The 18,145-nt window shown below is 39.2% G+C and carries 14 protein-coding genes; 7 read left to right on the top strand and 7 right to left on the bottom strand.

The genetic code is table 11. The features are described from left to right. Positions 1-38: 38 nt before the first annotated feature. The 3 genes from HC728_RS16415 (at position 39) to HC728_RS16405 (ending at position 6,556) form a co-directional block, all read left to right on the top strand. Positions 39-2,594, top strand: coding sequence for an EAL domain-containing protein (locus HC728_RS16415; RefSeq protein ID WP_017019539.1), 2,556 nt, complete (start codon positions 39-41; stop codon positions 2,592-2,594). Positions 2,595-2,758: 164 nt separating this feature from the next. Then, complete coding sequence (add, locus tag HC728_RS16410; RefSeq protein WP_017019540.1) at positions 2,759-3,760, top strand: adenosine deaminase; 1,002 nt, start codon at positions 2,759-2,761, stop codon at positions 3,758-3,760. A 303-nt stretch (positions 3,761-4,063) separates the two neighbouring features. Then, the gene (locus tag HC728_RS16405) at positions 4,064-6,556 is read left to right on the top strand and encodes an EAL domain-containing protein (RefSeq protein WP_238933819.1); all 2,493 of its coding nucleotides are present in this window, start codon (positions 4,064-4,066) and stop codon (positions 6,554-6,556) included. Between the two features lie 15 nt (positions 6,557-6,571). Here the strand turns inward: HC728_RS16405 and HC728_RS16400 are convergent, their stop codons facing one another. Continuing rightward, complete coding sequence (locus tag HC728_RS16400; protein ID WP_005416953.1) at positions 6,572-7,207, bottom strand: bifunctional 4-hydroxy-2-oxoglutarate aldolase/2-dehydro-3-deoxy-phosphogluconate aldolase; 636 nt, start codon at positions 7,205-7,207, stop codon at positions 6,572-6,574. A 155-nt stretch (positions 7,208-7,362) separates the two neighbouring features. Between HC728_RS16400 and HC728_RS16395 the strand changes: the two genes are divergently transcribed. Together HC728_RS16395 and HC728_RS16390 are read left to right on the top strand one after the other, a co-directional pair. After that, on the top strand, positions 7,363-8,373 hold the full coding sequence (locus HC728_RS16395; protein ID WP_190395763.1) for a hypothetical protein: 1,011 nt from the start codon (positions 7,363-7,365) through the stop codon (positions 8,371-8,373). Positions 8,374-8,384: 11 nt separating this feature from the next. Next, a complete protein-coding gene (locus HC728_RS16390; RefSeq protein ID WP_017019544.1) occupies positions 8,385-8,972 on the top strand; it encodes a tRNA-uridine aminocarboxypropyltransferase in 588 nt (195 codons plus the stop codon). On the opposite strand, the gene HC728_RS16385 is transcribed toward HC728_RS16390, so the two are convergent. From HC728_RS16385 to ftnA, 4 genes are all read right to left on the bottom strand, one after another. Next, positions 8,962-11,457 (bottom strand): EAL domain-containing protein, encoded by a 2,496-nt coding sequence (locus HC728_RS16385; protein ID WP_026029356.1) that lies wholly within the window; start codon positions 11,455-11,457, stop codon positions 8,962-8,964. The two genes, HC728_RS16390 and HC728_RS16385, sit on opposite strands and share 11 nt — an antisense overlap. Positions 11,458-11,573: 116 nt before the next feature. Beyond that, a complete protein-coding gene (locus HC728_RS16380) occupies positions 11,574-12,758 on the bottom strand; it encodes an NAD(P)/FAD-dependent oxidoreductase (RefSeq protein WP_190395762.1) in 1,185 nt (394 codons plus the stop codon). A gap of 48 nt (positions 12,759-12,806) precedes the next feature. Then, entirely contained in the window at positions 12,807-13,145 is a 339-nt protein-coding gene (gene uspB, locus HC728_RS16375) for a universal stress protein UspB (protein ID WP_190395761.1), read from the bottom strand. Positions 13,146-13,251: 106 nt separating this feature from the next. Further along, positions 13,252-13,779 (bottom strand): non-heme ferritin, encoded by a 528-nt coding sequence (ftnA, locus tag HC728_RS16370; protein WP_012532788.1) that lies wholly within the window; start codon positions 13,777-13,779, stop codon positions 13,252-13,254. 182 nt (positions 13,780-13,961) lie between these two features. Here ftnA and HC728_RS16365 point away from each other — a divergent pair, with 182 nt between their 5' ends. Further along, complete coding sequence (locus HC728_RS16365) at positions 13,962-14,387, top strand: universal stress protein (RefSeq protein ID WP_190395760.1); 426 nt, start codon at positions 13,962-13,964, stop codon at positions 14,385-14,387. Here HC728_RS16365 and HC728_RS16360 read toward each other — a convergent pair. Beyond that, the gene (locus HC728_RS16360) at positions 14,384-15,163 is read right to left on the bottom strand and encodes a class I SAM-dependent methyltransferase (RefSeq protein ID WP_012532851.1); all 780 of its coding nucleotides are present in this window, start codon (positions 15,161-15,163) and stop codon (positions 14,384-14,386) included. The two genes, HC728_RS16365 and HC728_RS16360, sit on opposite strands and share 4 nt — an antisense overlap. A 140-nt stretch (positions 15,164-15,303) precedes the next feature. Here HC728_RS16360 and asnC point away from each other — a divergent pair, with 140 nt between their 5' ends. After that, the gene (asnC, locus tag HC728_RS16355; RefSeq protein ID WP_012532760.1) at positions 15,304-15,765 is read left to right on the top strand and encodes a transcriptional regulator AsnC; all 462 of its coding nucleotides are present in this window, start codon (positions 15,304-15,306) and stop codon (positions 15,763-15,765) included. A 958-nt stretch (positions 15,766-16,723) separates the two neighbouring features. On the opposite strand, the gene hemN is transcribed toward asnC, so the two are convergent. Then, positions 16,724-18,097, bottom strand: coding sequence for an oxygen-independent coproporphyrinogen III oxidase (hemN, locus tag HC728_RS16350; protein ID WP_017018902.1), 1,374 nt, complete (start codon positions 18,095-18,097; stop codon positions 16,724-16,726). Positions 18,098-18,145: the final 48 nt, after the last annotated feature.

Below are 18,145 nucleotides of genomic sequence, written 5' to 3'. Positions count from 1 at the left end.
TTATCCAAAAAAACACAGAACAATGCAGTGTATAGCCCATGACAGAACCAACAAATAAAAAACAGTTTTCCTTACGAACGGCAGTAATGCTTCCATTCATTGCCGTTTTGCTGATCACGCTAAGTATTGTTTTTTACACTCAAAATAATAGCTACGAAAAGCTAGTTGGTGATGTAAGTGAGAAAGTACTCACTTCTTACACTCAAAATACCCATGCTGACCTTAACATCTTTTTGAACGCTCCGAACTTTGCAGTAAAAAGCATGGTTGATCAAATTCAGCGCTATCAAATGTATCACCCTAACGATACTAAACAGCTACAACAATTCTTAAAAGATAGCCTTGAGGGCATCTATACTAGTCTTGAACAAATGGATGTTCTCTCTTTTGGTGGAGAGCAAAAAGAGTACATAGGTTTTCGTCGAGAGCCTAATGCAGATCTATCTCTTATGCTTCAAGATAAAAGAACAGATGACGATCTCATCATTTATCGTGGAAGCGAAATCTCTGATGATATTCGCACAGTCATTGCAAACTATGACCCTCGCTCTCGCCCTTGGTATAAACCCACGGCAACAACATTAAAACCCTCTTGGTCTAAAATCTATACTAATGCTGATGAGAAAAAAGAAATCACCATTTCAACCATGCACCCTGTATTCTATGATGATGACTTTATTGGTGTTTTTGCCGCAGATGTAAAACTGGATTCATTCAACAAATTCTTATCTCAAGAAACAGAGCAGACCAAAGGCGTTATTTACTTAATTGACGAACAACAACGTTTAATCGCTCACTCAAGTGTCGGAAGTGTATTGTCCATCGGCACTCCAAATAGCCCTGTAGGCTCTCGCTTACTTGCTACTGAAAGCTGCGATGAGACCATTCAACAAAGTGCCACTTACATTAAAACCAATCAGTTAATTAATAAAAATAATCACGCTGAAGTTTTCTCTTTCTACTACAAAGGCGAGCGTTATTTCAGCCAAATCACCCCTTATGTTGATGGTAACAATTTAAATTGGTACATCGTTATTTCAATATCGGAAAGCGACTTACTTGGACACCTTCAAGAAGAACAACGTCGTGGTTTATTTTTTGGCATCGTACTCGCTGCTATTGGTTTAATTGTGGGTGTTTATCTAGTTACTCAAGTGACTAAACCCATTTTTACTACCGCAAATGCAGCACGCAATATCGCAAGTGGTAATTGGAATAATAACGTTGAGGCTCAAGGAAGCATTTACGAAACAACACTATTAATGAATGCATTTAATGACATGACCAATAAGCTCCAATCGTCATTTGATGCTATGCGTCAACAAATTACCTTTGACTCTTTAACTCAAGTGCTTAGTCGACAAGGCCTTATAGAGCAATGTCGAATCATGCTTGATAAAAAAGAGAATCATGAACAAGGATTACTTGTTATCGGTATTAATAATTTTAGAGATATCAATGACAGTTTTGGTATTTTAGAAGGCGACCAATTACTCAAGAACATCAGCGACCGCTTACAATGCAGCTTTACTCAGGACAACATTGCCATTGCTCGAGTTGGAGGAGATGAGTTCGCTCTATTCTTCTCAAAACTCAATGATGTCGAACAACTAAAACAATATGCACGAGATATGGAAGGCTGTTTTATGACTCCATTTAGAGTGGCATCAAATAACTCTCTTTTGAGTATATCAACAGGTTTGGTTTATGGTGATTTAAGCTGTGACTCCATGACACTTTGGTTAAGAAATGTCAGCATAGCTCTAGGACAAGCGAAAAAGAACAACCTTAATATGTCGCTGTACACTCCTGAAATGGCAGAAGCTTCATTACATAAAGCAAATATGACCGCTGAACTGTCTTTGGCCATTAAAAACAAAGAGCTTGTCCCTTTTTATCAGCCAATAATTGATATTAAGAGTGGAAAAACCATAGGTGCAGAAGCGTTGATTCGCTGGCTAAGTCCATTAAGAGGAATGGTTTCACCATTAGACTTTATTCCGTTAGCTGAAGAAAACGGTATGATAATTCCTATGGGGTCTCAGGTATTAACTCAAGCTTGCTTGGATACCGTTGAGCGTATTAATCAAGGTCTGTGGCCTGCTGACTTTCATATGCACGTAAACTTATCGGTTTGCCAATTAACCCAAAATAACTTTTTGGATGAACTAAAATCAGTATTACACAACACAAGAATGGCTCCAGAAAACCTCACTCTAGAAATTACGGAATCGCGCTTAGTAAATCATGATAATTCGACTATTAATACCATGCAGAAAATTCGTGATTTAGGTGTTCAAATTGCTATTGATGACTTTGGTACGGGTTACTCATCTCTTGCTTATATTCATAAACTGCCATTTGATGTATTAAAAGTCGACCGTTCGTTTATCAAAGATTTGACGGCTGAAAATATCGATTCATCCATTGCAGCGGCCGTATGCAATATGACTCAAGGATTTGATATTACTCTGGTTGCTGAAGGTATTGAAACACAAGAACAAGCGAAATTGTTGGCTTCACTCAATTACCACCACGCTCAAGGTTTCCTCTACAGTCGCCCTATTCCTTTGGAAGATTGGCCAACAGAATAAGTTAACATGACAACGCAATCGTTCAGATTGCGTTGTTTTTAACCGATTTGCTACTGACACATTCGACACTTGTCTCTATACTCTGCTGTAATATCTACTTATATTCAGTTTTATACCAATGCCGATGCACCAATGGAATTGGGACACTTTTTAGGAAAATAATAATGATCATTAAACAACTTCCTTTAACGGATCTACACCGTCACCTTGATGGAAATATTCGCATTGAAACCATTTTGGATTTAGGTCAAAAGTTCGGTTTAGATCTACCTGCGTATGATATCGAAGCACTTCGCCCTCACGTACAAATTGTGGAAGCCGAGCCAAGTCTTGTGGCTTTCTTATCGAAACTTGATTGGGGTGTTGCTGTTCTTGGTGATTTAGATGCCTGTCGTCGTGTGGCATATGAAAATGTTCAAGACGCAATGAACGCTCAAATTGATTACGCTGAATTACGCTTTTCACCATACTACATGGCAATGAAACACAATTTACCTATTGCTGGTGTTGTTGAAGCGGTTGTTGATGGTGTAGAAGCCGGTTGTCGTGATTTTGGTATTAAGGCTAACTTAATCGGTATTATGAGTCGTACCTTTGGTCAAGATGCTTGCCAACAAGAATTAGATGGCCTACTGACTCAAAAAAACAAATTAGTTGCAATCGACCTTGCTGGTGATGAGTTAGGCCAACCAGGTGACCTTTTTGTGAATCACTTTAAACAAGTGAAAGACGCAGATCTTCGTGTCACTGTACACGCAGGTGAAGCAGCAGGTGCTGCAAGTATGTGGCAAGCAATTAATGAGCTTGGCGCTGTACGAATTGGTCATGGTGTTAAAGCCATTGAAGATCCAAAACTGATGGAATATCTAGCTAAAAACAACATTGGTATTGAGTCTTGCTTAACCTCTAACATCCAAACGAGTACGGTTGCTTCATTTGAATCTCACCCAATTAAGACATTCTTAGAGTACGGTGTTAAAGCGTGTCTTAATACCGATGACCCAGCGGTTGAGGGAATTGAGTTACCTCATGAGTATGAAGTTGCGGCACCAAAAGTTGGCTTAACGCCAGAGCAACTTAAACAAATTCAAATTAATGGTTTAGACTTAGCTTTCTTAAGCGAGGCTGAGAAACAAGCATTGCGAGATATCGCAGCTAAGCGCTAGAAACTATAGGGTCTAGGGTCTAGGGTCTAGGGTCTAGGGTCTAAAAAATAATATAACTGGTGTTGTAATACCAACACCAGTCCTCTCACTTTTGCTTATTCCTTTAACAAAGCGCACTCAACTCTCGTCCCTACTTTAAACGTCAAACTGAACAATCTCTCGCCATCCAACAATTGAGACATATTTCTCTTTTCTATTGCTGATAGCATACGCGACTCCATTCTATTAAATGTGATTCTGGTCGCTATTTTTATGTCATGTAAAAACAACATATCTCTAAGGTTTGCTATTACTGTCCCATTTATGATCATTTTTACTTTGATCATGACAGTGGTACTTAACAGCCAAGCAAGCATTTATAGAGACATGATCAGTCACATCAGTGAAAAGTTATTAGATTCTTCCTCTCGTAGTATCGATGCGGCTCTTTACCATCAATTAGAAGACCCATTAAACGCCAATATCAATATGCGCAATACGATTGAGCGTAATGAGCTTTATTTGCCAGAAAACGCTAAGAAGCTACAGCGTTACCTAAATCAAAACTTAAAAAAAGAAGTCAGTACTCTGAACCAAGTTGATATTATTGGTTACGGAAGTCAACAAGGCGATTACATTGGTTTTAGAAAAAATAGAAGTGATAACACCATATCTTTATTTTTAAAAAAACAAAATATAGACAATCATTTATATATTTATAATGGGGATAACTCAAATACCCCAATACTTAACATAATCAAAAATTATGACCCTAGACTTCGACCTTGGTATCAAAAATCACTCGAAAACCCGAAAGCTCGATGGAGTGATATTTATTCTAACGTAGAAGAACATGCGTCCTCGCTATTGTCAGCTATAACCCCTGTTTATAATAAAAACAAAGGGTTAGAGGGGGTCATTACAACGGATGTTTTACTTTCCTCTTTCAATAAGTTTTTAGATAAAGAAGCCAATGAAATCAACGGAAACATCTCTATTGTTGATAGTAATGGAACCGTCTGGCTACATTCAGATCATACGCCTAATGCGCCAATGCATCATGATATCTCGCGCATAGACACCATTGAGAACACAATAGTTAAAGAGACAATTCTATATATTGAAAAAGTAGGATTTGATAATGCATTACAAGAAAAAATAATTTCACTAAATATTGATGGCCAAAAACACTTTATGATGATCAGCCCTTTCAGGCAACGTATTCCTGTTGAAGGCTATATCATTGCATCAATACCAGAATCAACTCTACTTGGGGCATTGCCACAGCGCCGACAGTTCACCATTATTATTACCGTTATCGCCTGCCTTATCGCTTTTGTACTTGCGGTTTATGTCATTCGAAAATTAATAAAGCCGATTATTGATACCGCCAATTCAGCAAAGGAGCTAGCTCAAGGAAATTGGGATACGCCTTTGCCAATTAATTGCACAACTCAAGAAGTCATGGTTCTAACTCGCTCGTTTAAATTTATGGCAAACAACCTAAAACGATCATTTCAAGAGTTACAAGATAAAGTAACCTACGACTCACTGACTCATTTATACAGTCGAACAGGTCTCGATAACGTTATTTCTCCTGCCATTACTGATAATTCAGGACTCATTTCTTTTACCATTAATGGTTTTCGAGACATCAATGACTCTGTTGGACACTTAAGTGGTGACCATCTTCTTATTGATATTTCAGAGCGATTAAAAACGCACTATCAAGATCAAAATATAGAAATGGCCCGCATTGGTGGCGCTGAGTTTGCTCTTTTCTTTTATCATATTGATGATATTCAAGAGTTAATTAATTACGCCCAGCAGCTGCAGTCTATATTTAATACTCCTATACAATCCGCCTCTGGTGAGGTTGTTATCCAATTATCTACGGGGTTGGTTTATCAATTAAATAACCACAATGCGATGCACTGGCTACGTAGCGCGAGTCTGGCTCTTGCTTATGCACAAAGCAAATCAAGCAAACTGGCTGTGTTTGAACCTTATATGGCCGACATCTCTCAGAAAAAAACCAAGTTAGCTGCAGAGTTATCGCACGCAATAAAAAATGAAGAGCTACTCCCTTACTATCAACCATTAGTGAACTTTGAAGACGGTAAAATTCATGGTGCAGAAGCGTTAATTCGTTGGAATTCACCACAACGAGGAATCGTATCACCAAATGAATTTATTCCTCTTGCTGAGGATAACGGCATGATAATCAATATTGGTCGTATGGTATTAAGACAAGCGTGCATCGACACTGCACAGAAAATTGCATCAGGTGAATGGCCAGAAGACTTTGTTATGCATGTAAATGTATCAACAGAGCAACTGCATGATGGAAATAGCTTTCAACGCTTACAAGATGCGTTAATAGAATCCGGTCTTAAACCTAAAAACTTAAGTTTAGAAATCATTGAATCTCGTTTATTAAATAACGATATTTTTATTATTGAATTGTTAAATAAGGTTCGAGCGCTTGGTGTGCATATTGCAATTGATGATTTTGGTACAGGCTACTCGTCACTTTCATACTTACACACACTGCCCTTTGATTGCTTGAAAATCGACCGCTCATTTGTGAAAAGCTTAACTCGTGAAAATGCCGACACATCAATAACGAGTGCGATTATTCATATGGCAAAGGGGTTTAATGTATCCATTGTAGCGGAAGGAATTGAAACAAAAGAACAAGCAGAGATATTGCGTTCATTAGGCTGTGATATTGCACAAGGTTACTTATACAGTAAACCATTACCAATAGAACAATGGGAAGAGTTGTCACACCTGATGCATCATACTCAGGCGTGACAAAAATAAGGGCGGTTACTTAATTAGCTCAACCGCTTCTTTTGCTAATAACGTTACTTTATTCCAATCTTTTGCCGCTACTGCATCTTTTGGTAGCATCCAAGAACCACCCACTGTGGCCACACAATCTAATGCTGTGTAGTCATTTACGTTTTGTGGATTAATACCGCCAGTTGGACAGAATTGAACTTGTGGTAATGGTGCAGCCATCGCTTTTAATACTGATGGACCACCAAATGCACTTGCAGGGAAAAACTTAAGATGAGAGTAACCTAATTCAATTGCTCGAATAACCTCAGAAGGCGTTGCAACACCAGGGATTAGTGGAACATCCGCAGTTTTTGCATGGGCTAACAAACTTGGTGTAAATCCTGGAGAAATAATAAATTGAGCACCCGCTTCAACAGCTTGGTCATACTGATGCGTACTAATAACAGTACCAGCGCCTACCAATGCTTTTGGCATCGCTTTACGAATTGCAGTAATTGCCTCTAAAGCAACCGCTGTTCGAAGCGTAATTTCGAACACATTAATTCCACCAGCTGCAAGTGCTTGAGCCATTGGTACAGCGTCTTCCAATTGTTCGATAACCATAACAGGAACAACTGGTGATGCACTAAATACGTCTGAAGGCGAAAGGTTCCAACTCATATTTTTCTTAGCTCTCTTTACTCATTTAAAATAACCCCGGCATTTTACGCTAAAATCCTACTAATAGCTCTGACAAAGGTGAATTTTCACGCATTTATCATGTCCTATGGCATACTCACTCCCAGAGTTAAACCAACCATGTTGAGAATCCTATAATGAAAACATCATTAACCACTCTAATTAGTGCCACATTGCTATTATTGACTGGGTGCAGCCAAGAAACATCAGCACCTAAAAATAATATGGTAGCTCAACAAGATGAGATTAACTCACCTCATACTTTTATGTTGAGAGGTACAGTAATCATTGGTCATGAGTCTCAAAGTATTCAGCCTTGTAATAGTGATCAACAGTACTGGATAAACCTATCTCCAAGACAATGGAAAGCGGGAACAGACATTCAATCAACGCCTTACCAAGCAATGTATGGTGAATTTATTGGTCATTTTGAAGCGCCACCAAAAGGCGGTTTTTCTAGCGACTACCCTGCTCGATTTGTTGTGTCGCATATTAATCGCTTAGTTGCAGGCGAAGGTCCAAGTTGTGCTCAACCACCACAACCAACCAAAGCATTTGGTAATGAACCTTTTTGGAATATGCAGGTAAAAGATGGAGAATTAATCTTTTCTCAAATGGGAAATCAAACCCAAAAACAGCCTATCACCAAACAGGAATTTACTCCGACAAGACGAGAATACCAAAGCGAAAATTTCTCATTAATCATGACAAAAGGTCTATGCAACGACAGTATGGTTGAATCTATTTATGGTTGGAATTCAGAAATCACGGTTAATGATACGACCTATAAGGGTTGTGGGACATTAGCACCCAAAGATACTACGCTTAATTGGGTTGGTACTTACCAAGGAACCAGCACGCTAACAACACCAGGATTAAACATTAATCTGGTTTTAAACCCTGATCACTCAGCAATCACTACCTATGATAATCAAACGGGTGAAGACCCATTAGTTGAGACGGGAGTATGGCAGGCAACTCGTGATGATCATGTACACGTATTAATGAGCCGTCATCAACGCCAATATTTAATTGCTGAACGAACATTCACTAAAAAAGGGAAACAAATCCATACGGATAAGGAGACAGTGAATGGCGTTACCTTTCCAATAAAATCAGGGTTAACTCTATTCTCAACGGCTCAATAATGGATGTATTCATGACCTGCTCTACTTGTGGATTTACTCATAATTGTATTTGCGCACATCAACCAAATTTAAACTCAAATATTGAGTTTGCGTTGCTCTATCATGAAAACGAACGCCACAAACTCACTAATACAGGTAAGCTGATCCTCAATAGTTTATCGAATACAACGGAATATACATGGCAACGAAAAGAGCCACCTCAAGCGCTTATTAATAAAATAAACCAAGCAGACACTGAAACCTGGTTACTCTTCCCAAGTACAGAACCAGTACTCAGTGGTGATTTTTACCATCGACATGATTCAACCAAAAAACAACTTTTTGTACTACTCGATGCGACATGGCAAGAAGCAAAGAAAATGGTCAATAAAAGTCCTTGGTTAAAGGCATTACCTTGTTTGGAGATTCAAACTGACGAAGCATCTCGCTATCACTTACGTAGAAATCAAAGTGAAGGTAACCTATGTACGTGCGAAGCCGGAATTGAAGTGTTAGAAATGGTAAAAGAGCCTGAAAATGCTCAAGCTCTTTCGTGTTATTACGATCAGTTTTTAACTGTGTTTCAAGCTGAACGAAGTGGACATAAATTTACTTCTTAATGTGTAGCGGTTTGGGCTCACCTAAAAAGTAACCTTGTAAATAATCCACACCCATGTCTTCAACAATTGAACACACCTCTTGGTTATGAACAAACTCGGCCACAGCTTTGGCATCTAATACATGACAAAGCTGTACCATTTGCTGAGAGATCAAACGCTGTCTCTTATCTTGATGCACATTTTTGATAATTGAACCATCAAGCTTAATAACCTGAGGCTCTAATTTCATGATCGCATCAATATTGGAATAACCTGAACCGAAATCATCAATAATAATTCGCGCACCTAAGCGTCTGAAATGATTACATACTTCAATGATATGCCCATAATCTTGAATTTGTTCCGTTTCTAACACTTCAAATCCCACTCGCATTGGGTTATCTAAACGGATCATGGATGACTCTAATAAATCTAGTGTTCTATCACTTAATAAATCTTGAGGAGATAAATTAATCGAGAATGTCAGATCATTCGATTGCATGATCTCAAAGATACTCGAAATCATTTCTCGGCTTAAGCGAGTATAAAGATGCGTCCCCTCAACAGCCGGTAAAAACTGTCCCGGAGCAAATATTTGGTCGTCTTCTTGAATTCGCATTAAACATTCTGTTGATGCCAACTCATGTGTATGCGCTTTAAAAATAGGTTGACCATAAACCAGTACGCCTTTTTGAGAAATCGCTCGGTTAACACAAGTAAGCCAATCCAATTGATTTTGACGGGAACGCTCTTCTTTCATTAACTCTCTGGCATTGCACAAATGACGATTACGACGCATAGCAATTCGTCTTGCCTCTACGGTTTTTAGAATTAAGTCTTCAGAAGCAATGGTTGGAAAATCACGTCGACTAATAAGACCACCAGAGATAGAAACACTTAAATAATCCACATCATCTAAACCATAAGGTTCAAAATTTTCATGCTCTAGTTTTTCAATAAAACCAGTAATCTGCTTACGTAATACCTCACTGGCAGTATCACTATTAAATATGACACCCCACTCAGCAATACCAATACTGTAGAGCTCAATTTCAGACTCAATCGCTAAGCCTAGATGCTCTTTCATATAATAACTAATATCTTGCAGTAACTTATCACCAACATGGTAACCATACTTTTCATTCACTTGGCTTAAATTAGTTAATTTAAAAGAGAGTAAATGATCCGTTAGCGCTATATGGGAAAGTCGCTCTTTCAATACCGTGCGATTAAGTAATCCCGTTCTTCTATCTGTACGGTAGGTTTGAATTAAACGCAATGACTGCTCTCTAATTTTATCTTCCAATTCAGAAGTCATATGATCCAAATCTTGAATTGAATTTTTAATTAATGAAAACAGAGGCGTTAAATTATGAACACGTGGCGCACGAGAAAAAGTATCGTATTCTGATGCGACGTCTTCTGATTCACTTAACGCAAGATAGGTTAAACTGTGGTGTAAAATCTGCTGATTATGAGATCGGAAAAACTCTCCCATTCCATAAACACCCTGGCATAAACCAACATCAGAAAACGCCTGTAATTCTGTTGATTCAGTACTATTTTCAATCCGCGATTCACAGTTATAAATAAAAATAGATTCAGGTCGTCGATTCGCCAAACGAGCCGCACCTTGGTTCACTTGCTCTTGCGTTAATGACGGATGGTAATACGATAATCTAACCTCATCACCAACAGGCACTTCAGCAGAAAACAATAAATGCCCTTCTTTGGTTATTGATTCAACCGTATTAATAATGCGTGCCGTGTCTTCCTCTAGCATTAAAGGAAAAGCTTGAATCTGGCTAAGCGCAAGTGGTTTGTTGTCAGCTAAGTACTTACAATAAAAATCGTACGCAGGAATATGGTCAATCGCTTTAACCACTCGACCTTCAGAAGCAGTAACTCGAAAATATTTACCAATCGGATTCCATTCAACAAAAGCTTCATACCAAGCCTGTAATTTCTCACCATGTAAAGCAACCGCAACGATTTGGTCTTGATAAAATTCACCATTAAACAGAACCCAAGCTCCTTCACCTGTATTCGTCGCTACACAGCCCGATACAGGAACAATGTAAGCTTGCTCAGAAAAAGCTTCAAAGAGTTTGTAATTACTTGCAGAGCCATAACAACTAAAGGCAATAACGCTTTTTGTCGTCTGATTAACGGATAATTTTCTTAATAATTGATGACCAACAAGTGGTTCATTTTCACCATGGACAATTGACGCTGATGTCACGGTTGAAGAATCAAAAGTAGAGATAGATACAATGGTTGATTGAGTGAATACCGAGGAATTGATACTGGTATGAATCGCGCTGAGACCGACGATCTCAGCGTGAGGAAATAAGCACTGTAAAAAGGAATGATAAGTAGAGACTTCTTCCATCGATTGAGAAGAGAATATCTGAATTAAACATCCTGATGCCCTCTCTATTAATAGTGAATCACACTCTTCTTTAAGATGCGTAATACTTTGAACACTAAATGAGAGAGTTTGCATTATTTATTAAGCCCTTATAAAAATAAAATTAACAACATGTCATCCATAACTGAAACGGTAGAAACGTATGCGTTTTATAAAATTAAGGCGAACAAAGGTGTAAAAAATGGAACTAACTACACATTAATTCCTGCTACATATCCGCTAGACCATGCCCATTGGAAATTATAGCCACCAAGCCAACCACTCACATCCATGACTTCACCGACAAAATACAAGCCAGGCACTTTCTTAGACTCCATTGTTTTTGAAGACAATTCGTCTGTATTTACCCCACCTAATGTCACCTCAGCTGTTCTGTAGCCTTCTGTTCCATTTGGTAAAACTTGCCATTTGTGAAGTAAAGAGCATAACTCTTGTTGCTCTTTTGGATTGACTTGTTTTAGAGATCGCTCATTAAAAATAGTCTTATTTAGCAAAGTTTCAACTACTCTTTTGGGTAATAATTTTGCAAGTGAATTCTTGATGCTTTGATTTGGGTTGCTCTCTCGCATTTTGTCTAGTTCTTCACTTAAATCGTCATTAGGAAGAAGGTCAATCGTTACCCTTTGTCCTGCTTTCCAATAAGACGAAATTTGTAAAATAGACGGGCCAGATAAACCACGATGAGTAAACAATAAGTTTTCTTTAAAGCTGCTACCGTTCTCTGATTCCACAACAACAGGAATCGCAATACCAGACAGTTCAGAAAATGCTTCTTTATCTTCTTTATGCAGTGTGAATGGCACTAAGCCCGCAGTCGTTGGTATCATAGAAAGTCCAAACTGCTCAGCAATCTGATAACCAAATGGCGTTGCACCTAATTTTGGCATCGATAAACCACCCGTTGCGACCACCAGAGACTCACACGCTAACTCATCTGAATCAAGCATGAGCGTAAAGCCTGTGTCCGTTTTTTCAATGTCAGAGATTTCACAGCGATAACGGTAATTAACACCAACTAATTCACACTCTTTAAGCAACATATCGACAATATCTTTTGCTGAATCAACACAGAAAAGTTGCCCATGATCGCGCTCTTCAAATTCAATTCCGTATTTAGAGATCAAAGAGATAAAGTCCCAGTTGGTGTACTGAGATAAAGCCGATTTTACAAAGTGAGGGTTTTGACAGACATAGTTACTCGCAGTCACATCGCAATTAGTGAAATTACAGCGACCACCACCTGAAATAAGGATTTTACGCCCCGGTTTTTTTGCATGATCAACAACTAATACTGAACGACCACGCTTAGCGGCTTCTGCTGCACACATTAATCCGGCAGCACCGGCACCGATAACGACTACGTCTACTTTTTTCATGACACTCTCACCCAAATTTAATTGGCATGGAGTGTACTATTATCAGCGCTAGATGCCCAAACTAATTACTAAGAAAAACACCGCAACACTAACAACCAGTAGCGCACTAGATAACATAAATAGATAACGAGCTTTCTCACATTTAAATACAAAGAGCGTATCATGATGATCGAGATACTCTTCTTGCCATAAATAATGAAGTAATTTGGTCTGCTTACTAAAATTTCCATGAGTGGTGAAAAAACCACGTCCATCAACCTGCTGATACAGCAATGGATGTGCCTCTCTCATAACAAAAAGAAGGGTTTTTAATGTACTTAGGTATCGAATTATATTAATACCTGTCACTGTAAATAACGCTAATAAAATTAGGTCGCCACTGATCATACTCACCTCCGACATACTTGTCTAAAGTGCTAGATAAGCAACAACCTATATTTACTGCCTCATCTACTTTTTATCATAGTTGGCATACGACTTTCTGGTGTATAGCTTACCCAGCAGTACTATCCATGATAGATGAAGATCCAGATTTAGCTAAAACAGCGAGGTCTTTATCAATAAAGAACAGCGCTTTACCATCTTCACCTACTAGGTCAATTTTATCTAAAATTCCTTTGAATAATTTTTCTTCTTCATGCTGCTCAGCAACATACCATTGAAGGAAATTAAACGTTGAGTAGTCTTGAGAAGTAAAAGCTACATGAGCTAATTTGTTGATCTCTTGAGTGATCATTTGCTCATGCTCTAACGTTGTACGAAATACATCACCAAGGCCAGAGAATTCCGATTGTGGTGCTTCAATTGCACCTAAAATTGGCATTGCACCGGTTTCGCTAACATAAGTAAACAGACGTTGCATATGTTCCATTTCTTCCGCTGCGTGAGCTCGGAAAAACTCAGCCGCGCCATCAAAACCTTTATCTTCACACCAAGCACTCATCTGTAAGTATAGATTAGATGAGAAAAATTCTAGATTAATTTGTGCATTTAGGTGATCAACCATAGTTTGAGCTAACATTTTTAGATTCCTTTATGAGCTATTTTCATCTGAAATTTTAACAATTATATCATATATCCCTCGTTCTTTGATTAATCAATAACTATCAATCAGAACGAGATCTAAACGACAAAAAAAGAACAATTCTGGTGCTAATCTATAGTTATCAAATAATTCAATTTTGAATTTAAAGGAGATATATCATGAGTTACCAACACATTCTTGTTGCTGTTGATTTAACAGAAGAGAGCAAGGCACTAGTAAGTAAAGCCGTTGGTCTTGCAAAAGCGTTAGATGCTAAAGTTTCTTTTATTCATATTGATGTTAGCTATGCAGAGCTTTATACCGGTCTGATTGATATCAACCTAGCAGAAACACAACACCAAGCAATGGAAGCCTCAAAAGAAGCGATGAAACATCTGGTGGAATTTTCGGATTATCCTATCCATAAAACATTGGTAAGTAGTGGTGATTTAAGCAATGAATTGACTGAAGCCATTGAAAATCTTGATGTGAACTTAGTGGTCTGTGGGCACCACCAAGACTTCTGGAGTAAATTACTATCATCAACCAGACAAGTGATTAATACCTGTCCGATTGATGTATTAGTGGTTCCATTTAAAGATTAAGCCATCGCGGCATTAACGTAAACATCGAAACGGTTCTTTTTCGTTTCAATCGCCATTGATGGTTTTTGATTATCTAACCACTCTGCGTAATCAGGGCGCTTAACGACCACTCGTTTTGTCGCCATCAATAATGCCGGTGCCAACAGTGCATCGGCATCATTATCTGCACCAACTAAAGATTGGAAGACTCGCATTTCTTTTTTCACTAACGCGCTTTTCTTTTTATTCACTGGGTGTGGATACATAGGATCTAAATACACAACATCCGGCTGCACAAAATCATCTTGAGCCATCAATTGCTCTAATGCGTCATGACTTGAAGCGTGTAATAACGACATGCGCTCAGCAACCCACACACCTATCTCAGCGTCTTGTTTTGCTCGAGCTAATCCATCATCAAGTAATGCGGCAACAACTGGATGACGCTCAACCATTTGAACTTTACAGCCAAGAGAAGCTAATACAAACGCATCTCGACCTAACCCTGCCGTTCCATCAAGTACAATCGGTGTCGCACCTTTGTTTAAGCCCACCGCTTTCGCAATAGATTGCCCTTTACCACCACCAAATTTACGACGATGAGCAACCGCACCTGATACCAAATCAACAAAAATAGCACCAAGCTTTGGTTCATCACGTTTACGTAATTCTAGCTGTTGCTCAGTTAACACCAACGCAAATACATTATCTTCATCATGCTTTAATCCCCAGCGAGCGGCAATGGCCTCTAACTCAGATTGACGATTTGGATCTTCAGACAATAACGCTATTTGCACAGGGCACTCCAACAAGCTTAATAATTAGGAACAGTCAGTGCCTATGGTAATGGATATTAATAAAAACGACTAGATAAAGTGCTCGCCGAATCTCTTATCTTAAGGTAATTTAAAGATTGCCCATTATGTAAGGATGCATCATGAACCAAACCAGCAAAATCGATGATCTCGACCGAGATATTTTACAAGCGTTAATGAATGATGCTCGAACCCCTTACGCTGAACTGGCAAAACGCTTTGATGTCAGCCCTGCAACCATTCATGTTCGTATTGAAAAAATGAAAGCGGCTAACATTATTGAAGGTACAGAAGTGGTCGTGAACCCAAAAACCTTGGGCTACGATGTATGCTGCTTTATTGGTATTAACCTATACGCGGCACGTGACTATCATTCTGCCTTAGCGAAACTCGATGCCTTAGAGGAAGTGGTTGAAGCCTATTACACTACAGGTGCTTACAACATCTTCGTAAAGCTGATGTGTAAAAGCATTGAAGAGCTGCAATATGTGTTGATTGATAAGCTTCAAGCGATTGAAGAAGTGCAATCGACGGAGACGCTGATCTCGCTGCAGAATCCTATTAGTCGTAATGTGAAGCCTTAAGAGCAGGGTTCAGATCGGTCGCAAGCTCCCTTAAAGGGTTCAGGGGTACTCGCTGTAATCACTGCACAAAACAGAAAATAACAATATCTGAAGCCTGCAAGCAAAGCGCCTTGAAACCTTGCTCTTAAAAATAAAAAACCGTAGGTGCATTAACACCTACGGTTTCAAATTTGCAAACAAGTCACAACGCTCTTACTCCCCCCTTAAAGACGAAGCCCGTACTCGTATCTCGTCTCTAGTTATTCCTTACCAACCCCTCCTAGCCTCCCCTTATATCAACATTACTAATCTCATTAGTTTCTCTCTCAAGGGGAGGAATTGTATTGTGATCGTTGCAATTACAGCGCCAAAGGTGGCTCTCCCCCTTTAACACTGAATCATTGATATCGACCAAGCCAATATAAGGGGGAGTTAGAGGGGGTTGCTAATACCCAAAGCTAAAAATAACCAATCCTGAAACCTGCAGCGAAGCGTCCTGAAATCTTGCTCTTAAAAACAAAAAACCGCAGGTGCATTAACACCTACGGTTTCAAATTTGCAAACAAGTCACAAAGCTCTTACTCGCCCCTTAAGGACGAAGTCCGCATTCGCCTCTAGTTATTCGTTACCAACCCCTCCTAGCCTCCCCTTAATATCAACATTACTAATCTCATTAGTTTCTCTCTCAAGGGGAGGAACAGTATTGTCATCGTTGTAATTACAGCACCAAAGATGGTTCTCCCCCTTTGCTATTAAATCACTGATATCGACCAAACCAATATAAGGGGGAGTTAGAGGGGGTTGCTAGTACCAAGGCTAGAAATAACCAATCCTGAAAGCGAAGCGCTCTGAAACCTTGCTCTTAAAAACAAAAAACCGCAGGTGCATTAACACCTACGGTTTCAAATTTGCAAACAAGTCGCAATGCTCTTACTCGCCCCTTAAGGACGAAGTCCGTACTCGTATCTCGTCCCTATTATTAAATAACTCTCGAAAACTGCTGCTGACGAGCACGATCACGTAAGTACTTATCAAAACACATACAGATATTACGGATCAGAAGACGGCCACGAAGCTCAACATCAATACGACCTTCATGCATTGTCACTAACTCATCATTAATGAAAGTTTGCAGTAATTTAATGTCTTCAGCAAAGTACGTATCAAAGTCCAAATTAAACTCTGCTTCAATTGCTTTGGTATCTAGCGTGAAATTACAGATAAGCTGTTTAATCACTTCGCGGCGAATTAAATCATCATTATCTAAAGCCACACCACGCCATAACGCATGACGTTGTTCATTCACTTGTGCGTAATATTCTTTTAGGTCTTTCTTGTTCTGAGCGTAGCTATCACCAATCATTGAAATCGCTGATACGCCCATCCCCAATAAGTCACACTCACCTTGAGTGGTGTAGCCTTGGAAGTTACGGTGAAGAACCCCTTCACGCTGCGCTACCGCTAATTCATCATCAGGTAAGGCAAAGTGATCCATACCGATAAATTGATAGCCCGCACCCGTTAATGTTTCAATCGTCTCTTGAAGCATCACTAGCTTTTCAGTTGGCGCAGGCAGGTCAGCATCTTTGATCTTACGTTGAGCAGCAAACAGAGTTGGCATGTGCGCATAGTTAAATACAGATAGGCGACCCGGTTCCATTTCTAGTACACGTTTGATCGTATTAGCTAATGAATCAGCAGATTGCTTTGGTAAACCGTAGATTAAATCAAGGTTCGTTGAGCGGAAGCCAAGATCCTTAGCACGTTGTACCATCTGAATAATGAAGTCTTCATCTTGGTCGCGGTTAACCAACTGCTGTACTTCTTTATTGAAATCTTGAACACCAATACTTAAACGATTGAACCCTTCATCACGTAAGTGATCCAGCATATCCAATTCGATTTCACGAGGGTCAACTTCGATACTGATTTCAGCGCCATCTTCAAACTGGAATTCACCACGTAATAAAGTCATTAAACGAGTGAATTGAACTTTAGTTAGAAACGTTGGTGTACCGCCACCAAAGTGCAATTGCGTTACTTTACGATCCGTAAATAGTGCCGCACGTTGACGAATTTCAAGTTCTAGTGAATCAAGGTAAATATCCGCTTTATGGTGATGACGAGTGATCACCTTATTACAGCCACAGAAGTAGCACAGTTTGTGACAAAACGGGATGTGGATATAAAGAGAAAGTGGGCGCTCAGGATACTGAGTACATGCCATATCAAATTCAGCAGGAGTATACGCTTCGTGGAACTCTAAAGCTGTTGGGTAAGAGGTGTAACGCGGACCTGAGTAGTTATACTTCTCAATGATCTCTTGGTCCCATACTATTTGTTGATTTGACATGACTTACTTCCATCTCTTTATATCTGCACTGACACGATTACCCTGCAT

It is taken from the genome of Aliivibrio sp. S10_S31 (assembly GCF_014694495.1).
Taxonomy (GTDB): domain Bacteria; phylum Pseudomonadota; class Gammaproteobacteria; order Enterobacterales; family Vibrionaceae; genus Aliivibrio; species Aliivibrio fischeri.
Note: the sequence above shows the minus strand (reverse complement) of the source record. Positions and strands in the feature narration are given on the sequence as shown.